This window comes from Pseudarthrobacter sp. H2, from assembly GCF_050157045.1.
Taxonomy (GTDB): domain Bacteria; phylum Actinomycetota; class Actinomycetes; order Actinomycetales; family Micrococcaceae; genus Arthrobacter.
In genome coordinates, this window is the sequence record NZ_CP189594.1 from 4985091 (window position 1) to 5003775 (window position 18685).

Consider the following 18685-nt stretch of genomic DNA (forward strand, 5'->3'; position numbering starts at 1 on the left):
AGGTACTGACGAGCTAAGGAACCGCCATGTCGCCCGCAGCGGACCATATCCGGGACCAGCAACGGACTGTCTGGGATCAGTTCTCGGCCGGCTGGAAGAAATGGGACGCTGAGGTGTTGGGCTGGCATGCACCGTTCGGGGATGCCCTGATCACGGAGGCCCGGCTCCGGCCCGACTCCTCCGTGCTCGACGTCGCGGCCGGCACGGGCGAGCCCGGTCTCACCGCGGCCGGCCTCGTCCCCGAGGGCAGCGTGACCCTCACCGACATTTCGGAGGGCATGCTCCGCGTGGCGGGTGAGAAGGCAGCGGCGCGGGGTCTGCGGAACGTGCACACCACGGTCAGCGACGCCGCCGCCCTGCCGTTCGGCGACGGCACTTTTGACGCGGTCCTGTGCCGCTTCGGCTTCATGTACTTTCCGGATATGTCTGCTGCCCTGGCGGAAATGGTCCGTACGGCCAGGCCTGGGGCCCGGATCAGCGCCGCAGTCTGGAGCCGGGCCGCGGAAAACCCCTGGGCGAGCCTCGTCCTGGGCACGATCGCGCGGCACACGGAGTTGCCTTTGCCGGCACAAGGCGCACCCGGGCTGTTCCGTTGCGCCGCCCTGGGATTCATGAGCCGGGTCTTCCAGAATGCAGGACTCCTCGACGTGACGGAGCGGAAAGTCAGCACAGAACTGGTGCGGAATTCGCCGGAGAGCTACTGGGAGTTCATGACGGAGATCGCTGCCACCGTAACTGCGGGCCTTGCCCAGGCGGATACGGCTGCCCGGGAACTGATCCGCTCGGACGTGTTCCAGCTGCTGGACCGCTACGAGCACGACGGCGCCATCCGGCTCCGGTCCACGGCCACCATCGTGGCGGGGACCCGGGCGGCCGGCGCCCCCTCACGATTCGACGTCTAACGGCCGGCGCTCCCTCACATCAGGTGAGGGAGCGCCGGGTTGGTGCGTGCGGAAGGTGGGGGAGCGTCGGGGTTAGAGGCCCAGCTCTCCCTTCAGCGCCGCCACATGGCCCTGGGCGGTCACCTGGTATTGCGCCAGCGTTACGTTGCCCTCGGGGTCGAGCACCACGGTGGAGCGGACGAGTCCCTCGGTGATTTCGCCGTTGACCAGCTTTTCGCCCCAGGCGCCGTAGGCGAGGGCCACGGCGTGGTCCTCGTCGGAGAGGAGGGGGAAGGTCAGTGCGAAGTCACCGGTGAAGTGGGCCAGGGCTTCCGGGCCGTCGGGGGAGATGCCCAGGACCTCGTAGCCGGAACCCTGCAGGGAGGCCAGGTTGTCGCGGAAATCGCAGGCCTCGGTGGTGCAGCCCGTCGTCGCGGCCTTCGGGTAGAAGTACACGATGACGTTCCGGCCGCGGTAATCGGCCAGCGCGATCTGCTTGCCCTCCGCGTCCGGCAGGGCGAAGTCCGGAGCCTGGGTTCCGGGCTGGAGCTTGACCGTGAGATTGGTGTTCATGGGATTCCTTTGATCGAGTAGAAAAGCGGACTGGTTACCTGGGTCTGTGATGAACAACAGTTCCACCAGATGCTGTATTCCACCGGCCTCTCGCGCGGACCCGGAGCCCGGGAACGAACCGGTGGCTCCGCTGCGGACAAGTCATGATTGCGTGCACGGCTCAAATCCCGCCGCGGCGGATGAGTTTGCCGGTGGGGGTCCGGCCGTCGACCAGGGTGCCGCGGAGGAAGGTTTTGCGGACGACGCCGGAGAGTGCCTTGCCGTCGTAGGGGGTGATGGGGTTTTTGTGCTTGAGCTTGGAGACGTCCACGACGTAGGCCTCGTCCGGGGCGAAGACCGAGAAGTCCGCGTCGTACCCAAGCGCCAGCTGGCCCTTGGTGGAGAGCCGTGCCAGGGCGGCCGGCTTCTCGGCCATCCAGGACACCACCTGTTCCAGGGCGATGCCGCGGTGCCGGGCCTCGGTCCAGATCAGGGACAGGCCCAGCTGCAGGGAGGACACCCCGCCCCAGGCCACGGCGAAGTCGCCGTTTTCCAGGTCTTTGAGGTCCAGGGTGGAGGGTGAGTGGTCCGAGACGATGCAGTCGATGGTGCCGTCCTGCAGGCCCTTCCACAGCAGTTCCCGGTTGGACGCCTCGCGGATCGGCGGGCAGCACTTGTACGCGGTGGCGCCGTTGGGGATCTCCTCGGCCATCAGGGTCAGGTAGTGCGGGCAGGTCTCCACGGTCAGGTGCACGCCGTCGCGCTTGGCCGTGGCGATCATCGGCAGCGCGTCCGAGGAGGACAGGTGCAGGATGTGCGCCCGGGCCCCGGTCCAGCGGGCCCGTTCGATCACCTCGGCGATCGCCTTGTTCTCGGCGCCGCGGGGGCGGGAGGCCAGGAACGTGGCGTACTGGTCCCCGCCCGGGTGGGGTGCGTGGTCGATCGCGTGGGAGTCCTCCGCATGGACGATCATCAGCGAATCGAAGGACTTCAGGACGGCCATGTCGGCCTCCATCTCGTCCGCCTCCAGGTGCGGGAACTCGTCCACGCCGGAGTGCAGCAGGAAGCATTTGAACCCGAACACGCCCTCGTCGTGCAGCGGACGGAGGTCCGCCGTGTTGCCCGGCACGGCGCCGCCCCAGAACCCCACATCCACGAACGCCTGGTCCGCGGCCACGCTGCGCTTGAGCTTGAGGTTCTCCACGGTGGTGGTGGGCGGGATGGAGTTCAGCGGCATGTCGATGATGGTGGTCACGCCCCCGGCCGCCGCCGCGCGGGTCGCGGAGGCGAAGCCCTCCCACTCGGTCCGGCCCGGCTCGTTGACGTGGACGTGGGTGTCCACCAGGCCCGGGATGAGGGTCTCGTCGTCGGCCAGCTCGATCGTTTCGGCGCCGGAGAGGTTGTTGCCCAGCGGCTCGATCGCCACGATCTTCCCGCCGCGGACCCCGACCTCGCGCGCGGCGATCCCGGCCGTGGTCAGGACCCGCCGGCCCCGGATCACCAGGTCAAATGTCTCTTCAGGCATGGAGGGCCTCCTTCGTGTCGGCGTTCGTTGCCGGAGCCAGGGCCGCCAGCTGCTCGCCGATGCGCCGACCGAGGCGTTCCAGCAGCGGTCCCGCTTCCGCTATACACGTGTCTACATTGCTTTCCAGCTCCGTCAAAGCATGGACGTCCCGGAAGCCGGACTTCCGGAGCTGTTCCGCGCCCAGCGTGGTGCGTCCGCAGACCGCGATGACGGGGACTCCGGCGCGTCCGGCCGCCCGGGCAACGCCCATGGGGGTCTTGCCGAGGAGGCTTTGCTCATCCAGGCTGCCTTCGCCGGTGATCACCAGGTCCGCGCCGGCAAGCCGCTGCCCGAGTTCGGTGAATTCAAGCACGACGTCGATGCCCGGCCTGCGCGTCGCGGCCAGGACCGCGATGGCGGCGTAGCCCGCGCCTCCCGCGGCGCCGGCGCCCGGGGCAAGGGCTGCTTTGACGGCGCGGGGGCCGATTTCCTTCGCGAGCACCTCGACAAAGCGGGACAGCGCGGCGTCGAGCGCGGCGACGTCCGAAGGGGTGGCGCCCTTCTGGGGGCCGAAGATGGCGGGGGCGCCTTCGGGGCCGAGCAGCGGGTTGTCCACGTCGCTGGCCAGGATGAAGCGGGCCTCGTCCAGGCGGGTGTCGAACCCGGAGAAATCGATCCGGTGCAGCCGGGCCAGGGCGCCGCCGCCGGGCGGGAGTTCCCGGCCGCCGGCGTCGAGGAGCCTGGCGCCGAGTCCCTGGAGGATCCCGGCGCCGCCGTCGGTGTTGGCGCTCCCGCCGACGCCCAGAATGATCTGCCGGCACCCGGCGTCGAGCGCTGCGCGGATCAGTTCACCGGTGCCCAGGCTGGTGGCCCCGGTGGCGTCCTTGATGCCGTCCGGCAGGACGGCGAGCCCGGACGCGGCGGCCATTTCGATCACCGCTTCGCGTCCGCGGACCGCGAACTCCGCCCGGAGCGGCTGTCCGGTGGGGCCGCTGGCCACGGCGCTCCGGCGGGTGAAGCCGGAGCCGACGGCGGCATCGAGGGTGCCCTCGCCGCCGTCGGCCACGGGAATCCGGAGGACAGCCAGCTCACCGCGGGAGCCTGCGGTTCCCCACGCTGCCCGCAGCCCTGCTTCCAGGTGACGGGCGACGTCGGGGGCGGACAGGGAGCCCTTGAACTTGTCGGGGGCGATGACCACGCGCATGCTGGTTCCTCCTTCCATTGTTTGCGTCAGGCCAGCGAGGAGCGGATGGCGGTCGGGGCGTCCTCGCGGGTCTCGGCCAGGTCCTCGAACTCGTTGACGGCGTTGATTTCGGTGCCCATCGAGATGTTGGTGACCTTTTCCAGGATCACTTCAACCACCACCGGAACCTGGAACTCGCCCATCATGGCCTTGGCCTTGCCGAACGCGGCACCCAGGTCGTTGGGGTCCTCGACCCGGATGGCCTTGCAGCCCAGGCCTTCCGCCACCTTGATGTGATCCACGCCGTAGCCCCTTGCGGTCGTGGAGAGATCGGTGGAGTTGATGTTTTCGAACGCCAGGGACACGTTCTGTTCCATCTTGAAGCCGCGCTGGGACTGGCGGATCAGGCCCAGGTAGGAGTTGTTCACCACCACGTGGATGTACGGCAGGTTGAACTGCGCGCCCACGGCCAGTTCCTCGATCATGAACTGGAAGTCGTAGTCGCCGGAGAGGGCAACAACGGTCTCGTCAGGCTTGCCGCGGACCACGCCCAGGGCAGCCGGTGCGGTCCAGCCCAGGGGGCCTGCCTGGCCGGCGTTGATCCACTTGCGCGGGCCGAACACGTGCAGCATCTGGGCGCCGGCGATCTGGGACAGGCCGATGGTGGACACGTACGTGGTGTCCTTGCCGAAGGCCTTGTTCATCTCCTCGTACACGCGCTGCGGCTTGATCGGGATGTTCTCGAAGTGCGTCTTGCGGTGCATCGTGGCCTTGCGCCCGGCGCATTCGGCAACCCAGCCCGAGTAGTCCGGCAGGGACCCGGCGGCCTGGCGCTCGCGTGCCAGCTCGATCAGGCCGTCCAGCGCCGCGCCGGCGTCGGACGCGATGCCCAGATCCGGCGAGAAGACCCGGCCGATCTGGGTCGGTTCGATGTCGATGTGCACGAACTTACGGCCGGCCGTGTAGGTATCCAGGCCGCCGGTGTGGCGGTTGGCCCAGCGGTTGCCGATGCCGATCACGAAGTCGGAGGCCAGCATGGTCTCGTTGCCGTAGCGGTGCGAGGTCTGCAGGCCCACCATGCCGGCCATCAGCGGGTGTTCGTCGGAGATGGCGCCCCAGCCCATCAGGGTGGGGATCACCGGAACGTTCAGCAGTTCGGCCAGTTCCACCAGCTGCGCGGAGGCGCCGGCGTTGATGATGCCGCCGCCGGCCACGATCAGCGGGTGCCGGGCAGCGGTGAGCATGTCCAGCGCCTTTTCCAGCTGCTTGCGGCTGGCCTTGGGCTTCTCGACGTGCAGGGGCTCGTACGTGTCGATGTCGAATTCGATCTCGGCCATCTGCACGTCGATGGGCAGGTCCAGCAGCACCGGACCGGGGCGGCCGGAGCGCATCAGCTGGAAGGCCTTCTGGAAGGCGCCGGGAACCTGGCCCGGTTCCAGGATGGTCATGGCCATCTTGGTGACCGGCTTGGCGATGGACTCGATGTCCACGGCCTGGAAGTCTTCCTTGTGCAGCTTGGCCACCGGGGCCTGGCCGGTGATGCAGAGCATCGGGATGGAATCGGCCCACGCGGCGTACAGGCCGGTGATCATGTCCGTGCCGGCGGGGCCGGAGGTGCCGATGCAGATGCCGATGTTGCCGTCCTTGGCCCGGCTGTAGCCGTCGGCCATGTGGCTGGCGCCTTCGACGTGGCGGGCCAGGGTGTGGCGGATGCCGCCGTGGGCCCTCATGGCCGAGTAGAACGGGTTGATGGCCGCGCCTGGCAGGCCGAACGCCTCGGTGGCGCCCTCCTTTTCCAGGATGGCGACTGCTGCGTCTACGGTGCGCATCTTAGTCATGGTGTACTCCTAAAATCTGGTGGTCGAGCCTGTCGAGGCCCGAAAATGGGTGTGTCTGGGGGAGCCGCCGTCGTGATGTATGACGGCGGATCGCCGGTTTTGCTTGTTGTCCAGCTACTGCCGGAGGTGCTTACTTGCGGCCGCTGAGCTGGAGGACCTGCTTGAAGAGGCCCGAGTGGTCCAGTCCGCCGTCGCCCTGGTTGACGGTGGCGGCGACCAGCTGCGCGACGACGGCGCCGAGGGGAACGGCGACGTTGGCTTCGCGGGCGGCGGAGGTGACGATGCCGAGGTCCTTGTGGTGCAGGGCCAGGCGGAAGCCGGGCTCGAAGTTGCGGTCGAGCATCTTCCGGCCCTTCTGGTCGAGGACCTTGGAGCCGGCCAGGCCGCCGCCGAGGACCTTGAGGGCCGCGTCGGTGTCCACGCCATAGGCCTCGAGGAAGGCGATGGCCTCACCGAGGACCTCGATGTTGACGGCCACGATCAGCTGGTTGGCTGCCTTGACGGTCTGGCCGGAGCCGGCGGGTCCGACGTGGACGATGGTCTTGCCGACGGCGTTGAGGACGCCCTGCGCTGCCTCGAAGTCTGCGGCCTCGCCGCCCACCATGATCGACAGGGCGGCGTCGATGGCGCCCTGCTCGCCGCCGGAGACCGGGGCGTCAAGGGCGCGGATGCCGGCTGCCTTGGCGTCGTCGGCCAGCCGCTTGGCAACGTCCGGGCGGATGCTGCTGGCGTCGATCCACAAGGTGCCCTTCTTCGCGTTGGCGAAGACGCCGTCCTTGCCGCTGACTACGCCCTCGACGTCGGGGGAGTCCGGCACCATGGTGATGACGACGTCGGCGTCCTTGACGGCGTCCGCGATGCTGGTGGCGCCCCGGCCGCCCTCGGAGACCAGCTTGTCGATCTTGTCCTGGCTGCGGTTGAAGCCGGTGACGGCGTGGCCGGCCTTGGCGAGGTTGATGGCCATGGGCAGGCCCATGATTCCGAGTCCGATGACTGCAACGTTGCTCATGATGGTTCCTTACTGAAAGTTTTGGTGGCGGACCCAACTAGGTCGCAGTAGATGTCGTTATGAGGGCTCAAAACGACATCTACTGCTAGTCAGTTGGGCGGGTGGGGCTTAGCGGGAGACGCGCTCGCGGATGGCCCAGCTGAAGGCCGTTTCCGCCGGCTCCTTGTATTCGAGGCCGATATTTCCGGTGTAGCCGAGTTCCCGGCTGCGGGCGATCCATTCACCAAGCGGAAGCTCTCCGGTTCCGGGAGCCCCCCGGCCTGGGTTGTCGGCAATCTGGATGTGGCCGAAGTCTTTGGCGTGCTTTTCGATCACCGCGGCGACGTCGTCGCCGTTGACCGCCAGATGGTAGAAATCGGCGAGGAGCTTGATGTTCTCCGCGCCGGTTTCAGCCTTCACCCGGGCGATCACCGTGAGGGCGTCCTCCGCGGTGAGGAGCGGGTACCGGGGCGCGCCGCTGACCGGTTCCAGGAGGACGGTGCCGCCGATCCGGGCGACTCCCGCGGCTGCCGCGGCGAGGTTTTCGGCGCCGATGGCGTCCTGCTTCTCGGCCGATTCGCCGTCGACGCGGTTGCCGTAGAGGGCGTTGAAGGCCTTGCAGCCGAGGCGCTCGCCGATGCCTGCAACGACGTCGATGTTGTCCAGGAATTCGGTGGAGCGTGCGGGCCAGGAAACCAGGCCGCGGTCGCCGCCGGGCATGTTGCCGGCGTTGAAGTTCAGGCCCGTGAGCTGGACGCCGGCGTCCTGGATGGCGTTCTCGAACCCGGTGACCTGGGCGTCCGTGGGGACGGAGGTGTCGAAGGGCCACCAGAACTCGACGGCGTCAAAACCCGCTGCTTTCGCGGCTGCGGGGCGCTCGAGCAGGGGAAGCTCCGTCAGGAGGATGGAGCAGTTCACTGTGTACGTCATCGTAGGTCCTTCCGAGGAGGGGCTGGGATCTATCTTCCAGCGTTCGGCTCTTGTTGAGTTTCCGCTTTGTGGAATTTAGATTCTGCTTTATGAAAAGTTTAGAGAAGGAGTGGGTGGGAGTCAAGGGGGTGTGTGGGGCAGCGGAGGTTTGGGAGGCCAAGGCGAGATGGGTGGCAGGCGGCTGTCGCCGTGCATGACCATCCAGCCCGACTGTCCGTATAGCCTGATCGTTAAACCCAGCCCCACCCCGGAACGAGGATTTCCCCATGATCACACGCACCGACGTCGACGAAGCCGCTGCCCGGATTGCCGGGAGGATCCGCGTCACGCCCGTGCTGGAGGCAGACCGCGGCACGTTCCCCGGCGAGGTGTGGCTCAAGTGCGAGTTCATGCAGCACACCGGCACGTTCAAGGCCCGGGGCGCGTTCAATCGTGTCCTGGCCTGCCGGGAGCGCGGCGAACTGAAGGACGACGTGGGCATCGTGGTGGCCTCCGGCGGCAACGCCGGCCTCGCCAACGCCTACGCCGCCACGGAAGTGGGCGTCCCTGCCACCGTGTTCGTGCCCGAGACTGCCCCAGTCGTGAAGGTCGAGAAACTTCGGGCCATCGGCGCCAAGGTGGTCCAGCACGGTGCCGAATACTCCGAGGCGTACGACGCCGCGATGGCCTACGCCGCCGAGAGCGGCGCGGTCTACTGCCATGCCTACGACCAGCCCGAGATCGCAGCCGGCGCCGGCACCATCGGAACCGAGCTGCTGGAGCAGCTGGGCGAAGTGGACACAGTGGTGGTGGCCGTGGGCGGCGGCGGGCTCATGGCGGGTGTCGCGGCCGCCGTGGAGGGCCGGGCCAAAGTGGTGGGCGTCGAGTCCGAAACCACGCCCACCCTGCACGCCGCGCTCGCGGCCGGGACCCCCGTGGATGTGGCCGTCTCCGGGATCGCCGCCGACTCCCTGGGGGCCCGGCAGATCGGCCGGATCGGCTTCGAAGTGGCCGTCCGTACCGGCGTCCGCGCTGTGCTGGTCTCCGACGAGGACATCGTGGCCGCCCGCTCCCTGCTGTGGGAGCAGTACCGCATCATGGTGGAGCACGGCGCGGCCGCGGCCTTCGCCGCCCTGCACTCCGGCGCCTACGTCCCGGCGGACGGGGAACGCGTGGCCGTGATCCTCTGCGGCGCCAACACGGACCCCGCCACGGTCTGACCCCGGAAGCGGCGGGTGCCCTGCCGCGACGCTACTGATCGACCACGACGACGTCCCTGCCGTTGAGCGGCTGGACCGGCCGGCTGTTGCCCGCGTGCGCCGCGCGCAGCGTGGCGAGCTGCCCGGCTCCCAGCTCGACGGGGGTCTCGAGGAGCAGCCGGCGCACGCCTTCCGAGCAGGGCGGAGTGGTCAGGCTGCCGTCGTACGCGAAATGATCCAGCGACGCCGGGAACAGCGCCGGGAAGTCCACGACGCCGGCCGCCACCTTCTGCCCGCCGGCTGCGGCAGGCACGCCGTCCGTGAACGGCGCCCACGCCGCATTGGCCGTCCCCACCGTGGCGAGGATCCCGACGACGGCCAGCCCGCCGTCGTCGGCCTGGTGGACGAAGTGGAACTCGGCCTCGTGCCGGACGCCGTCCAGCGTGTGCTCGGACGGGGCATGGAAGTGCATCCGCTTGAAGGCGTACTGCCTGCTGCTGACCGTGATGCCCACGGGGCCGGTGGCAGGTCTTGTCACAGAGCCTCACCGCAGGATGTGACCCACGGTCCCCGAAGGAGTCCTGGGTTACAGAACCTTCTCCAGGAGCGACCGGATGCGCGGGTTGGTGTTGCTTTCGGAGAAGAACTCTTCCGGCGGGAGGTCGGCGGCGATCCTGCCGCCGTCGATGAACACCACGCGGTCGGCCACCTTGCGGGCAAAGCCCATCGCTCAGCGGCTGCTGGCGGTACTCTCCTGCGGGCCGTAGGGGCGGGCGTGAAGTGCTGTGGGAGATGCAGGTGCCGCAGGCGCTGTGGCGGGCCGGCCGCCGGACATTGCCGTGGCCGCCCAGGCGACACCGAGTCCAACCAGGTTCATCGCAAGACCACAGGCTGCGGACCACATGATGTTTCCAGGCACCGGACCAAAGTGACCCGCCTGGGTTGCCAGCACAGTGGAAAAACCGATGAACATGCCGGGGATCAGCGATAGTGCCCGGATGCGGCCCAGCAGCAGCATGCCCGGGTTCATCACCAGGATGGCCAGCAGCAGGGAGGCCCAAACCGGAACGTCCGGACCGAAAACGCCAGCCAGCCACCCCTGCAGGAATGCTGTGGCCACCGCGAAGACGGCGCCGAGCGGCAGGGTCCGCCAGAGGACCGCAACAACGCGGCCCGTTGGCCCGCCGCAGAGCGAAGTGGCGGCCCAGCCAAGGAAGATGCCCCACGCGGGCAGTCCGGCCATGCCGACGAACACAGTGGACGCGGCCAACAATGTTGCCGAAACTTCCACCGGGAGTCGAAAACGCATGCAATTGATCCTTTGGCTGGTGACGCGGGTTGCAGGAAAAACGGCGCGCCGCCGACCTGGGGGCCGGCGGCGCGCCGTGGGGCATCAGTGCTCTACTTCAGCATTGATGGGTTTGGGGATGAGGAGGGACATGAGGAACGCCAGGCCGGTAATGCCCGCACCTACCAGCATGGCGGCTGAGTAACCGTCCACGGTGGCGGCTCCGCCGGAGCTGGACGCGAGCTGCACGGCCGGCAGGATCGCGAAGCTCAGGCCGGCACCCAGGCCGAAGCCCGAGGCATTGAGGCCGGGCAGGAACCCGGGGTTGTCCTTCGGCGAAAGCACCACGCCCAGACCGTTGAGCATGATGTTGGCCATGCCGGCGTAGGTGATGCCCAGGAGCACGGTGCCGCCGATCAGCATCGGCAGGGAATGGACGCCCCAGAGGGCCAGGACCACGATTCCCACAATGCTGCCCAGCAGGCCGATCCGCAGGATGGTGCGGTAGCCCAGGACCGGTGCCAACCGTCCGGCGAAGGGCCCCACGGCCCAGCCGACCAGCGCGTACGGTGTCAGCAGCCACAGCGAGGCCGCATCCGCCTGGAGGTTGAACCCGACCGCAGGGTTCTGGGCCAGGGACATCACCACACCGTTGACGGTGGCGAAAACACCGGTCATGGTCAGCACTGTGGTCAGCACCATGGCCCAGGTGGACCGTTGTTTGAGCAGTTGCGGGGAGGCCAGTGGCTCGGCCGTGCGGCCTTCGAGCACCCAGAAGACCACGCCCGCGGCGGCGCCAATCGCCAGGAAAAGGGCCACGTGGGACCAGTCGGCCGCGGCCAGCTTGCCCGTTTCATTTACGGCCAGCTGCAGGAACAGGATGGAAAGGACCAGGGGAACCACGCCGCGCCAGTCCATCTTGACGCCTGCCGAGGGGCGTGAGTCCGGCGCGATGCGCACCACGAGATACGTCGCCACGATCCCGACGCCGGTGATCACCCAGAAGATGGAACGGAAGCCGAACGCTGTGGCCAGGTAGCCGCCGGCCAGCGCATCAAGGCCGGCAATGCCGCCGTTGACTGCGGCGACCACGCCCATCAGGGTGCCGTACTTCTTGCGGTCGGTGATTTCCGTGCGCAGCATCAGCAGGCAGACCGGAATGATCGAGCCGGAGATGCCTTGGATGGCGCGTGCCACGAACAGCATTTCCATGTTCGGCGCAAAGGCCGCAAGGACTGCCCCCACAGTCATGCCGGCCACCATCAGGATCAGGATTTTCCGCCGTCCCGCAATGTCGCTGAGCCGCGGCAGGAACAGGCCGAACAGTGCGGTGCTGGTGAAGAACGCCGTCTGGGAGAGACCGACGCTGACCTCGTCCGTGTGCAGTTCCTTTGCCATGGTCACCAGTGCCGGGCTGAGCATGCTGGCGTTGAGCTGGAATGCGGTGCAGGCGGCCAACAGGGCCACCATCAGCGCGCCGATGCGGATTTTCTTTGTAGCTTCAGGAATTAGAGCAGTCGCCGTCATTGGGACTACCTTTCTTGGGCATGCGGAAGTTGGAGTGGGAAGCTGGTGTGCGTTTGTGCGGTCGTGAAAGCGGTGGGCGTCAGGAAGAACCGGCGCCCACCGCCGTCGGACTGGAAGTGTTCGGGCTAGGCGGCCTCGGCCATGGATGCCCCGGGGGAGGAGAGGACCTTCGCCGCGGTGGCATGGCCTGTGACGCAGGCTTCCCACAGCTGGCGGGTCTGCAAGTATCCGGCCAGGAAGCCGGCGGCAAAGGCGTCGCCCGCGCCGGTGAGGTCGCGGACACAGTCCACCGGCGGGACAGGAACCACAAGCCGCTCACGGCCAGGGATGTGGACCACCGTGGGCTCCGGCCCCGACTTGGCAACCACGATGGTGTGCGGGAGACGGGCCAGGCCGTCCCCGGGAACGCCGTTGCTGGAGAGCTGCAACAATGCGGCTTCCGTTTGGTTGGCGATGATGAAATCGGGGCCCAGCTCCGCCATGAGGTCCAGGAACGGATCGACGCCGAAGTGCTGCAGCATGCCCGTGGACGAGGCATCCACGGAGACCAGTCCGCCGCGCTTCTTCATCCGGCGGATCAGATCGCAGGACGTGTGCTGCAGAGGCCCTCCGTCGAAGAAGTAGGCCGGAACGTGAAGCAGATCCAGGCCGTCAATCCAGTCGTCGGAAACGTCCTGGAGCAGCATGGAAGCGCCACGCTGCGGGAGCATGGTCCGCTCGCCGTTCTCGTCGATGAGAATCACGATGGTGCCGGACTTTCCGCGGCGCTGGACTTTGACATCGACTCCCTTGCCTTCCAAGTCATCGACAAGGAAACGGCCCACATGGTCATCGCCAACGCAGCCCAGGAACCGGGTGGGATGCAGCGCGGCAGCGAACCCGGCCACGTTGGCTCCGCTGCCGCCGCGGGTGTGGAAGATTTCTACTTTGCTGTCAGTGCCGTGCTGCACGGGTTCTCCCAGCCACACGATCACGTCCTCAACCAGGTCGCCTACCACACCGAGCATCGTCATACCTCCAGTACTAACGGGCCAAGGCCGCTGCGACGCGGCCGCCCAGGGCTACGTTGCTCCGGTAAACATCAACGTTGACGATCAGGCTACGGCCATTCGTGTCCCGCTGGATGAAGTCCAGCAGAAACGGCGTGGTCTCGTTGCCGGAGATGCCGTTCTTGGTGGCCTCGGCCCATGCGCGGGCCAGGATGTCGTCCAGTTCGGACGGCGGGAGCTGCTTGTCCTCGGCGATCGGGTTGGCCAGCAGCAGCGCGGCTTCGATCTGCAGGGAGTCGCGGGCGTTGGAAATGGCGGCCACTTCCTCGGGCGTCTCCACGGAGTATTCAATCTCAAAACCGGAGTCTGCAACGTAGAAGCCCGGGTACTTCTTGGTCTGGTAGCCGACCACGGGGATGTTGAGGGTCTCGAAGCGCTCCAGAGTTGCTGCAACGTCCAGGATGGACTTGACGCCGGCGCTGACGACGATGATGGGGGTGCGGGCCAGGGTGGTCATGTCCGCGGACTCGTCGAACGTGGTGGAGGCGCCGTGGTGGACGCCACCGAGGCCGCCGGTGGAGAACACCTTGATGCCTGCGTTGTGGGCCAGGAATGCAGTTGCTGCCACAGTGGTGCCGCCGTTCAGCCGCAGGGCTGCGGCGACGGGCAGATCGCGGAGGCTGACCTTGGTGACGGAGTCATCGTTCGAGAGCGATTCGATCTGCTCGATGCTCAGGCCAACGGTCGGAACGCCCTTGTAGACGCCGATGGTGGCCGGCACGACGCCCGACTTGCGCAGGGACTCCTCGGCCTCCAGGGCGACCTCGATGTTGCGGGGGCGGGGCAGGCCGTGGGTGAAGATGGTCGATTCAAGGGCGACGACGGGGCGTCCCTCGGCGACTGCTGCGGTGACCTCTTCGGACACGTAGACGGCGTTGGTGGCAAGCGTGGAAGACATGGCGGGTCTTCTTTCTGTTGGGTAGATCGATACCTTCGATGTACCCAAGCTATTGGCTCCACTCTGAGGCAACAAGAATCAAAATGATCATAATTGATAGACTTTGCCTATGAAAATGACGTTACGTCAGGTCGAAATCTTCCTCGCGGTCGCCTCCGAGATGCATTTTGCCCGGGCTGCCGAGTCCATCCACATCTCCCAGCCCACGGTGAGCCAGGAGATCCGCCGGCTTGAGCGTGCCCTGCAGGTGCAGCTGTTTGACCGCACCACGCGTGCGGCCCATCTGACCACGGCGGGTGAGGCCATTCTTGTCGAGGCCAAGCAGCTCATGGCATCGGCGACGCAGCTGATGGACAAGGCCTTGCTGTTCTCTCCCGAACACGTCAATAGGCTGCGCGTCGTGGCGTCGCCCAGTATCGTCAACCGGCTGCTGCCGGACGTGATCAGCGAGTCAGAACGGGAGCTGCCGGGGCTGAGCATCGAGGATGTTCCAGTGGACACCGGCGCTGTGTCCTTGAAGTTGCAAAGTGAAGGCGGCGACATCGGCTTGGGCCGCTTCCTGACCCCGCCGCCGGGGTTCCGGAAGGAAACTCTGGTAGACGAATCCGTCTTGGTGACCCTGAGCTCCAGCCATCCGCTTGCGGGGTCCGAGTCCATCGAGCTGCAGGATCTGGGCGATCTCCCCCTGCTGCTTTGGTCCCGCGAGCAGAACCCCGGGTATTACGACGCGCTGCTCCAGATCTGCTACGACCGCGGCCTGTCCCCCCTGATCCTGGTCAGCCCGCCGCTCATCGTCGGGGCCCGCTCCTACCTGATCGCCGAGGGCAGAGCATTCTCCCTGGTTCCGCAGTCCGCGGCCAACCACCTCCCGGCGAGCCTGCAGGCTATCCCTCTGAAGACGAGGGCAACCCTGCCGCTGGAAATGCTGTGGCTTAAGCATGATCCGCGTGTGATCGTGCCGCAGTTCCTGGACATTATCCGCAGCAAGGCGCTTGCCCTCGGCTAAGCACCCCCTCACCGAGGAGGGGCCGACGGCGGAACCCGGGTGCCGCCGTACGCGAAATCGCCGGAACCGTGTCCGGGTCGCCGCAAATTTGCAGCGACCCGGCACGGTTCCGGCGATTTCGGCGGCCAGCCGGTAAAGACGCAGCCTAGGTGAGGCGGATCTGGCGGTTCATGTCCTTGTACAGCAGGTAACGGAACTGGCCGGGACCACCGGCGTAGCAGGCCTGCGGGCAGAAGGCGCGCAGCCACATGAAGTCGCCGGCCTCCACTTCGACCCAGTCGTTGTTGAGCAGGTACATGGCCTTGCCCTCCAGGACGTACAGGCCGTGCTCCATGACGTGGGTCTCCGGGAACGGGATGACCCCGCCCGGCTGGAACGTCACAATGTTCACCTGCATGTCGTGGGCCAGGTCGCTGGAATCCGTGAAGCGGGTGGTCTTCCAGGCGCCGTCGGTATCCGGCATCGCGGTGGGTTCCACCTCGGCATCACTGGTGACGAAGGACTTTGCCTCGTAACCCTCGAGCCGCTCGTAGGCCTTGCGGATCCATTGGAAGGAGACAATGTCATCCGAGACGTTCTCCAGGCCCCAGGTGGCACCGGCGGCCAGGTAGGCGTAGCCGCCTTCCTCCAGCTGGTGCAGTTCGCCGTCGAGGGTCAGGTTGACCTTGCCCTTGGTGACGAAGACAACGCCCTCAACACCGGGCTCAAACTCGGCCTTCGGAGCGCCGCCGCCCGGGCCGATCTCCACGATCAGCTGCGAGAACGTGGTGGCAAACCCGGAGATCGGGCGGGCCAGGATCCAGGAGCGGGTGTTGGAGAAACCCGGCAGGGTGCTGGTCACGATGTCGGTCATCACGCCCTTGGGGATGACCGTGTAGGCCTCCGTGACGATTGCCCGCTCCGTGGTGAGGTGGGTCTGCGGCGGCAGACCGCCCTGCGGGGTGTAGTACTTGCCCATCATTGGATCCTTACTTCGAAGTGGAGTGTGCCAGCCGCGGGTGCGCCAGTGCGGTCAGCTGGGAAAGTTCGACGCCGGCACGCGCCTGGACCTCTTCGGTCCCCACGGCGCCGCACTGGACGCCACGCAGGACGAACGCTGCCAGGGCCCGGGCGGTGGCGGGTTCGTCCATGACCCCGCCTTCGGTGCGATCCACGTAGTTGCGCAGGCGCGCCGCTGCGGCCGGGAGCCCCTCACGGTAGAAGGCGTACGTGGCGGCGAAACGGCTGGGCAGCTGGGCCGCATGCAGGTCCCAGCCCTGGTAGTAGCCACGCTCAAGCGAGCGGCGGACCAAACGTCCGTGCAGCTTCCAGGCATCTTCGACAGCGTCGCCCACCGGGATGATGTTGGTGGAACCGTCGGAGAGGCGGATGCCCGTGCCGGCGACGGCCAGCTGCATGACTTCCTTGGCGAAGTCCGCAACAGGGTGCTCCATGGACTGGTATTCCGCGGAGATCTGCAGGGACGCCGAGTAGTCGTAGGTGCCGTAGTGCAGGGCGCTGATCCGGCCGGGAACGGCGTGCGGCAGCTGCGCCACCGGGGAGGTTCCGTCCGGGCCGAGGATGAGCTGCGGTGTCTCCACCTGCACCTCGAACCTCAACCGTCCCGCGGGCAGCGAGTGGACTTCTTCGAGCCGGGACACCGCATAGTCCATCGCCTGAACCTGAGCCACCGTGGTGACCTTGGGCAGTGTCAGGATGAGCCCGGCAGGCAGTTCGCCGGCGGCCGCGAGGGTGGAGACGAACAGACCCAGGGTCCGCAGCCCGCGCGCCCGGGTGGGGGCCTCGAAGCACTTGAAGCGGATACCGATGAACGGCGGGGCGGTGCCGGCGGCAACTGCCGCGGCCACCGCGTTGGCGGCAGCAACGGCGTCGGCGTCTTCTGCCTCGTCGCCGCGGTCACCGTAGCCATCCTCGAAGTCCAGGCGCAGGTCCTCGATCGGCTCGCTGGCGAGCTTCGCGGCAACCCGCTCCGCAACGGCGGAAGCGAGTTCGCTGTCCTGGCCGAGCAGGGAACCCAGGCGGGCCAGCCCCCCGTGGGCTTCCGCCGCCGCGAGCGCCTGCGCGCCCCAGTCGGCGGCGAGGGACGGCGTGAACCGGTCCGCCGGCACGTACACGGTGTGCACGGGCTGGCGGCTGCCGTCGTCGCCGGGGTAGCCCTGGTCAAGGAGCTGGTCGGTGGCGGCCAGCTGTTCCTCGATCCGGGCAAGATCGGCCGTGCTGAAGGAGGACTCTGCCATGCCTCAGCCCACCAGTTCGTAGGCCGGTGTCGTGAGGAAATCGGTGTATTCCTCGGAGAGGCAGATCTCCCCGATCAGCTTGCTGGCCGGCTCGTAGTAGAGGCGGAAGGCTTCGTCGCCGAACTCGGTCCGCAGGCGCTCGGTTTCCTCGCCCAGGATGCGTTCCACCAGCTCGCGGGTCGCGGTATTGCCCGTGTCCGCGAGCACCGACTTGTTGCGGATCTGCTGCCACACCTGGGAGCGGGAGATCTCGGCCGTAGCGGCGTCCTCCATGAGGTTGTGGATGGCCACCGCGCCGGTGCCCGACAGCCACACCGCGGTGTAGGCGACGGCGACATACAGGTTCAGGCGCATTCCGGCTTCGGTGACCTGGCCCTTGGCCGAGGCAATGTCCAGCAGCTGGCCCGCGGTCACGGAGACCTCGGGACGCTGCTTGTCCAGCTGGTTCGGGCGCCCGCCCTTTTCCGGATCGCCCAGCACCGCGCCGAACGCTTCCCGGCACGTGGGGACCAGGTCCGGGTGGGCAACCCACGAGCCGTCGAAGCCGTCGTTGGCCTCGCGGGTCTTGTCGGCGCGGACCTTCTCGAAGGCCGCCTCGGTGACCTCGGGGTGGCGCCGGTTGGGGATGACCGCGGCCATGCCGCCCATGGCAAAAGCGCCGCGGCGGTGGCACGTCTTGACGAGCAGCTCCGTGTAGGCACGCATGAACGGTGCAGTCATGGCCACCGTGGCACGGTCCGGCAGGACAAATTCCTCGCCGGCGTCGCGGAAGTACTTGATGATGCTGAACAGGTAGTCCCAGCGGCCGGCGTTCAGGCCGGCCGCATGGTCGCGCAGCTCGTAGAGGATCTCGTCCATCTCAAAAGCTGCCGGGATGGTCTCGATCAGCACCGTGGCGCGGACCGTACCCTGCCCGAGGCCCAGGAAATCCTGCGCGAACACAAACACGTCGTTCCAGAGACGCGCCTCAAGGTGGCTCTCCAGCTTGGGCAGGTAGTAGTACGGGCCCTGGCCATTCATGACCAGCTGCTTGGCGGTGTGGAAGAAGTGCAGGCCGAAGTCCACCAGCGCCCCCACGGTGGGTTCGCCGTCGATCAGCAGGTGCTTTTCCGGCAGGTGCCAGCCGCGGGGACGGGCCACCACAACGGCCAGCGGAGCGTCCGTGCGGAGCGTGTACTCCTTACCCTCGGGCGAGGAGTAGCTGAGTCTGCCCGTGGCGGCGTCACGAAGGTTCAGGAGGGCGTCGATGACGTTGGCCCACGTGGGGGTGCTGGCATCCTCCAGGTCGGCGAGCCAGACCTTGGCGCCGGAGTTCAGCGCGTTGATGGCCATCTTGGCCGGAGTGGCCGGGCCGGTCATTTCGACCCGGCGGTCCTGCAAGGCTGCCGGTGCCGGCGCAACTTTCCAGTCCCCGTTGCGCACGTCCTGCGTTTCCGGCAGGAAATCCAGCTTGCCGGTATCGGTGGCCCGCTGGCGTTTGACGCCGCGGGCGGCCAGCAGCTCCGCGCGGGTGCCGGCGAAACGCTTGTGGAGTTCCTCCACAAAGGCCAGTGCCTTCGGCGTAAGTATTTCCTCCGCACGTTCGATCGGCCGGGGGTCTGTGACGGTGATAGCCATGTTGAGTCC

18 protein-coding genes are annotated in these 18685 nt (G+C 67.3%); 3 read left to right on the plus strand and 15 right to left on the minus strand.

The genetic code is table 11. The features are described 5' to 3' along the window. Positions 1-26 precede the first annotated feature (26 nt). Complete coding sequence (locus ACQCSZ_RS23100; protein WP_427005915.1) at positions 27-902, plus strand: class I SAM-dependent methyltransferase; 876 nt, start codon at positions 27-29, stop codon at positions 900-902. A gap of 72 nt (positions 903-974) precedes the next feature. Here the strand turns inward: ACQCSZ_RS23100 and bcp are convergent, their stop codons facing one another. From bcp to ACQCSZ_RS23130, 6 genes are all read right to left on the minus strand, one after another. Next, the gene (gene bcp / locus ACQCSZ_RS23105; protein WP_427005916.1) at positions 975-1454 is read right to left on the minus strand and encodes a thioredoxin-dependent thiol peroxidase; all 480 of its coding nucleotides are present in this window, start codon (positions 1452-1454) and stop codon (positions 975-977) included. Between the two features lie 160 nt (positions 1455-1614). After that, a complete protein-coding gene (gene allB / locus ACQCSZ_RS23110; RefSeq protein ID WP_427005917.1) occupies positions 1615-2958 on the minus strand; it encodes an allantoinase AllB in 1344 nt (447 codons plus the stop codon). Next, the gene (locus ACQCSZ_RS23115) at positions 2951-4141 is read right to left on the minus strand and encodes a glycerate kinase (protein WP_427005918.1); all 1191 of its coding nucleotides are present in this window, start codon (positions 4139-4141) and stop codon (positions 2951-2953) included. The genes allB and ACQCSZ_RS23115 overlap by 8 nt, the downstream gene beginning before the upstream one ends. Before the next feature lie 26 nt (positions 4142-4167). After that, positions 4168-5958, minus strand: coding sequence for a glyoxylate carboligase (gene gcl / locus ACQCSZ_RS23120; protein WP_427005919.1), 1791 nt, complete (start codon positions 5956-5958; stop codon positions 4168-4170). Positions 5959-6088: 130 nt separating this feature from the next. Then, a complete protein-coding gene (locus ACQCSZ_RS23125) occupies positions 6089-6967 on the minus strand; it encodes a 2-hydroxy-3-oxopropionate reductase (RefSeq protein WP_427005920.1) in 879 nt (292 codons plus the stop codon). Between the two features lie 108 nt (positions 6968-7075). Next, positions 7076-7876 (minus strand): hydroxypyruvate isomerase family protein, encoded by an 801-nt coding sequence (locus tag ACQCSZ_RS23130; RefSeq protein ID WP_427005921.1) that lies wholly within the window; start codon positions 7874-7876, stop codon positions 7076-7078. A 266-nt stretch (positions 7877-8142) separates the two neighbouring features. Here ACQCSZ_RS23130 and ACQCSZ_RS23135 point away from each other — a divergent pair, with 266 nt between their 5' ends. Next, positions 8143-9075, plus strand: a complete 933-nt coding sequence (locus ACQCSZ_RS23135) for a threonine/serine dehydratase (protein WP_427005922.1) — start codon at positions 8143-8145, stop codon at positions 9073-9075. Between the two features lie 31 nt (positions 9076-9106). Here ACQCSZ_RS23135 and ACQCSZ_RS23140 read toward each other — a convergent pair whose 3' ends face one another. The 6 genes from ACQCSZ_RS23140 to ACQCSZ_RS23165 all read right to left on the minus strand — a co-directional run bounded on the left by ACQCSZ_RS23140 (position 9107) and on the right by ACQCSZ_RS23165 (position 13816). Then, a complete protein-coding gene (locus ACQCSZ_RS23140) occupies positions 9107-9592 on the minus strand; it encodes a carbonic anhydrase family protein (RefSeq protein ID WP_427005923.1) in 486 nt (161 codons plus the stop codon). Between the two features lie 48 nt (positions 9593-9640). Beyond that, positions 9641-9781, minus strand: coding sequence for a hypothetical protein (locus ACQCSZ_RS23145; protein WP_427005924.1), 141 nt, complete (start codon positions 9779-9781; stop codon positions 9641-9643). Between the two features lie 3 nt (positions 9782-9784). Further along, positions 9785-10363, minus strand: coding sequence for a DUF1097 domain-containing protein (locus ACQCSZ_RS23150; protein WP_427005925.1), 579 nt, complete (start codon positions 10361-10363; stop codon positions 9785-9787). Positions 10364-10447: 84 nt separating this feature from the next. Beyond that, on the minus strand, positions 10448-11869 hold the full coding sequence (locus ACQCSZ_RS23155; RefSeq protein ID WP_427005926.1) for an MFS transporter: 1422 nt from the start codon (positions 11867-11869) through the stop codon (positions 10448-10450). Positions 11870-11994: 125 nt separating this feature from the next. After that, a complete protein-coding gene (locus ACQCSZ_RS23160) occupies positions 11995-12882 on the minus strand; it encodes a carbohydrate kinase family protein (protein ID WP_427005927.1) in 888 nt (295 codons plus the stop codon). Between the two features lie 10 nt (positions 12883-12892). Further along, entirely contained in the window at positions 12893-13816 is a 924-nt protein-coding gene (locus ACQCSZ_RS23165) for a pseudouridine-5'-phosphate glycosidase (protein ID WP_427005928.1), read from the minus strand. Between the two features lie 109 nt (positions 13817-13925). Between ACQCSZ_RS23165 and ACQCSZ_RS23170 the strand changes: the two genes are divergently transcribed. Further along, positions 13926-14822 carry a LysR family transcriptional regulator gene (locus ACQCSZ_RS23170; protein ID WP_427005929.1) on the plus strand — a complete coding sequence of 299 codons (897 nt, stop codon included), beginning with the start codon at positions 13926-13928 and terminating at the stop codon, positions 14820-14822. A gap of 145 nt (positions 14823-14967) precedes the next feature. On the opposite strand, the gene ACQCSZ_RS23175 is transcribed toward ACQCSZ_RS23170, so the two are convergent. From ACQCSZ_RS23175 to aceB, 3 genes are read right to left on the minus strand one after another with little or no spacing between them, the layout of a single operon-like run. Next, positions 14968-15780, minus strand: a complete 813-nt coding sequence (locus ACQCSZ_RS23175) for a bifunctional allantoicase/(S)-ureidoglycine aminohydrolase (RefSeq protein ID WP_427008433.1) — start codon at positions 15778-15780, stop codon at positions 14968-14970. A 10-nt stretch (positions 15781-15790) separates the two neighbouring features. Then, positions 15791-17059, minus strand: coding sequence for a DUF6986 family protein (locus ACQCSZ_RS23180; protein ID WP_427005930.1), 1269 nt, complete (start codon positions 17057-17059; stop codon positions 15791-15793). A gap of 3 nt (positions 17060-17062) precedes the next feature. Beyond that, positions 17063-18676 (minus strand): malate synthase A, encoded by a 1614-nt coding sequence (gene aceB, locus ACQCSZ_RS23185; RefSeq protein WP_427005931.1) that lies wholly within the window; start codon positions 18674-18676, stop codon positions 17063-17065. Positions 18677-18685 lie beyond the last annotated feature (9 nt).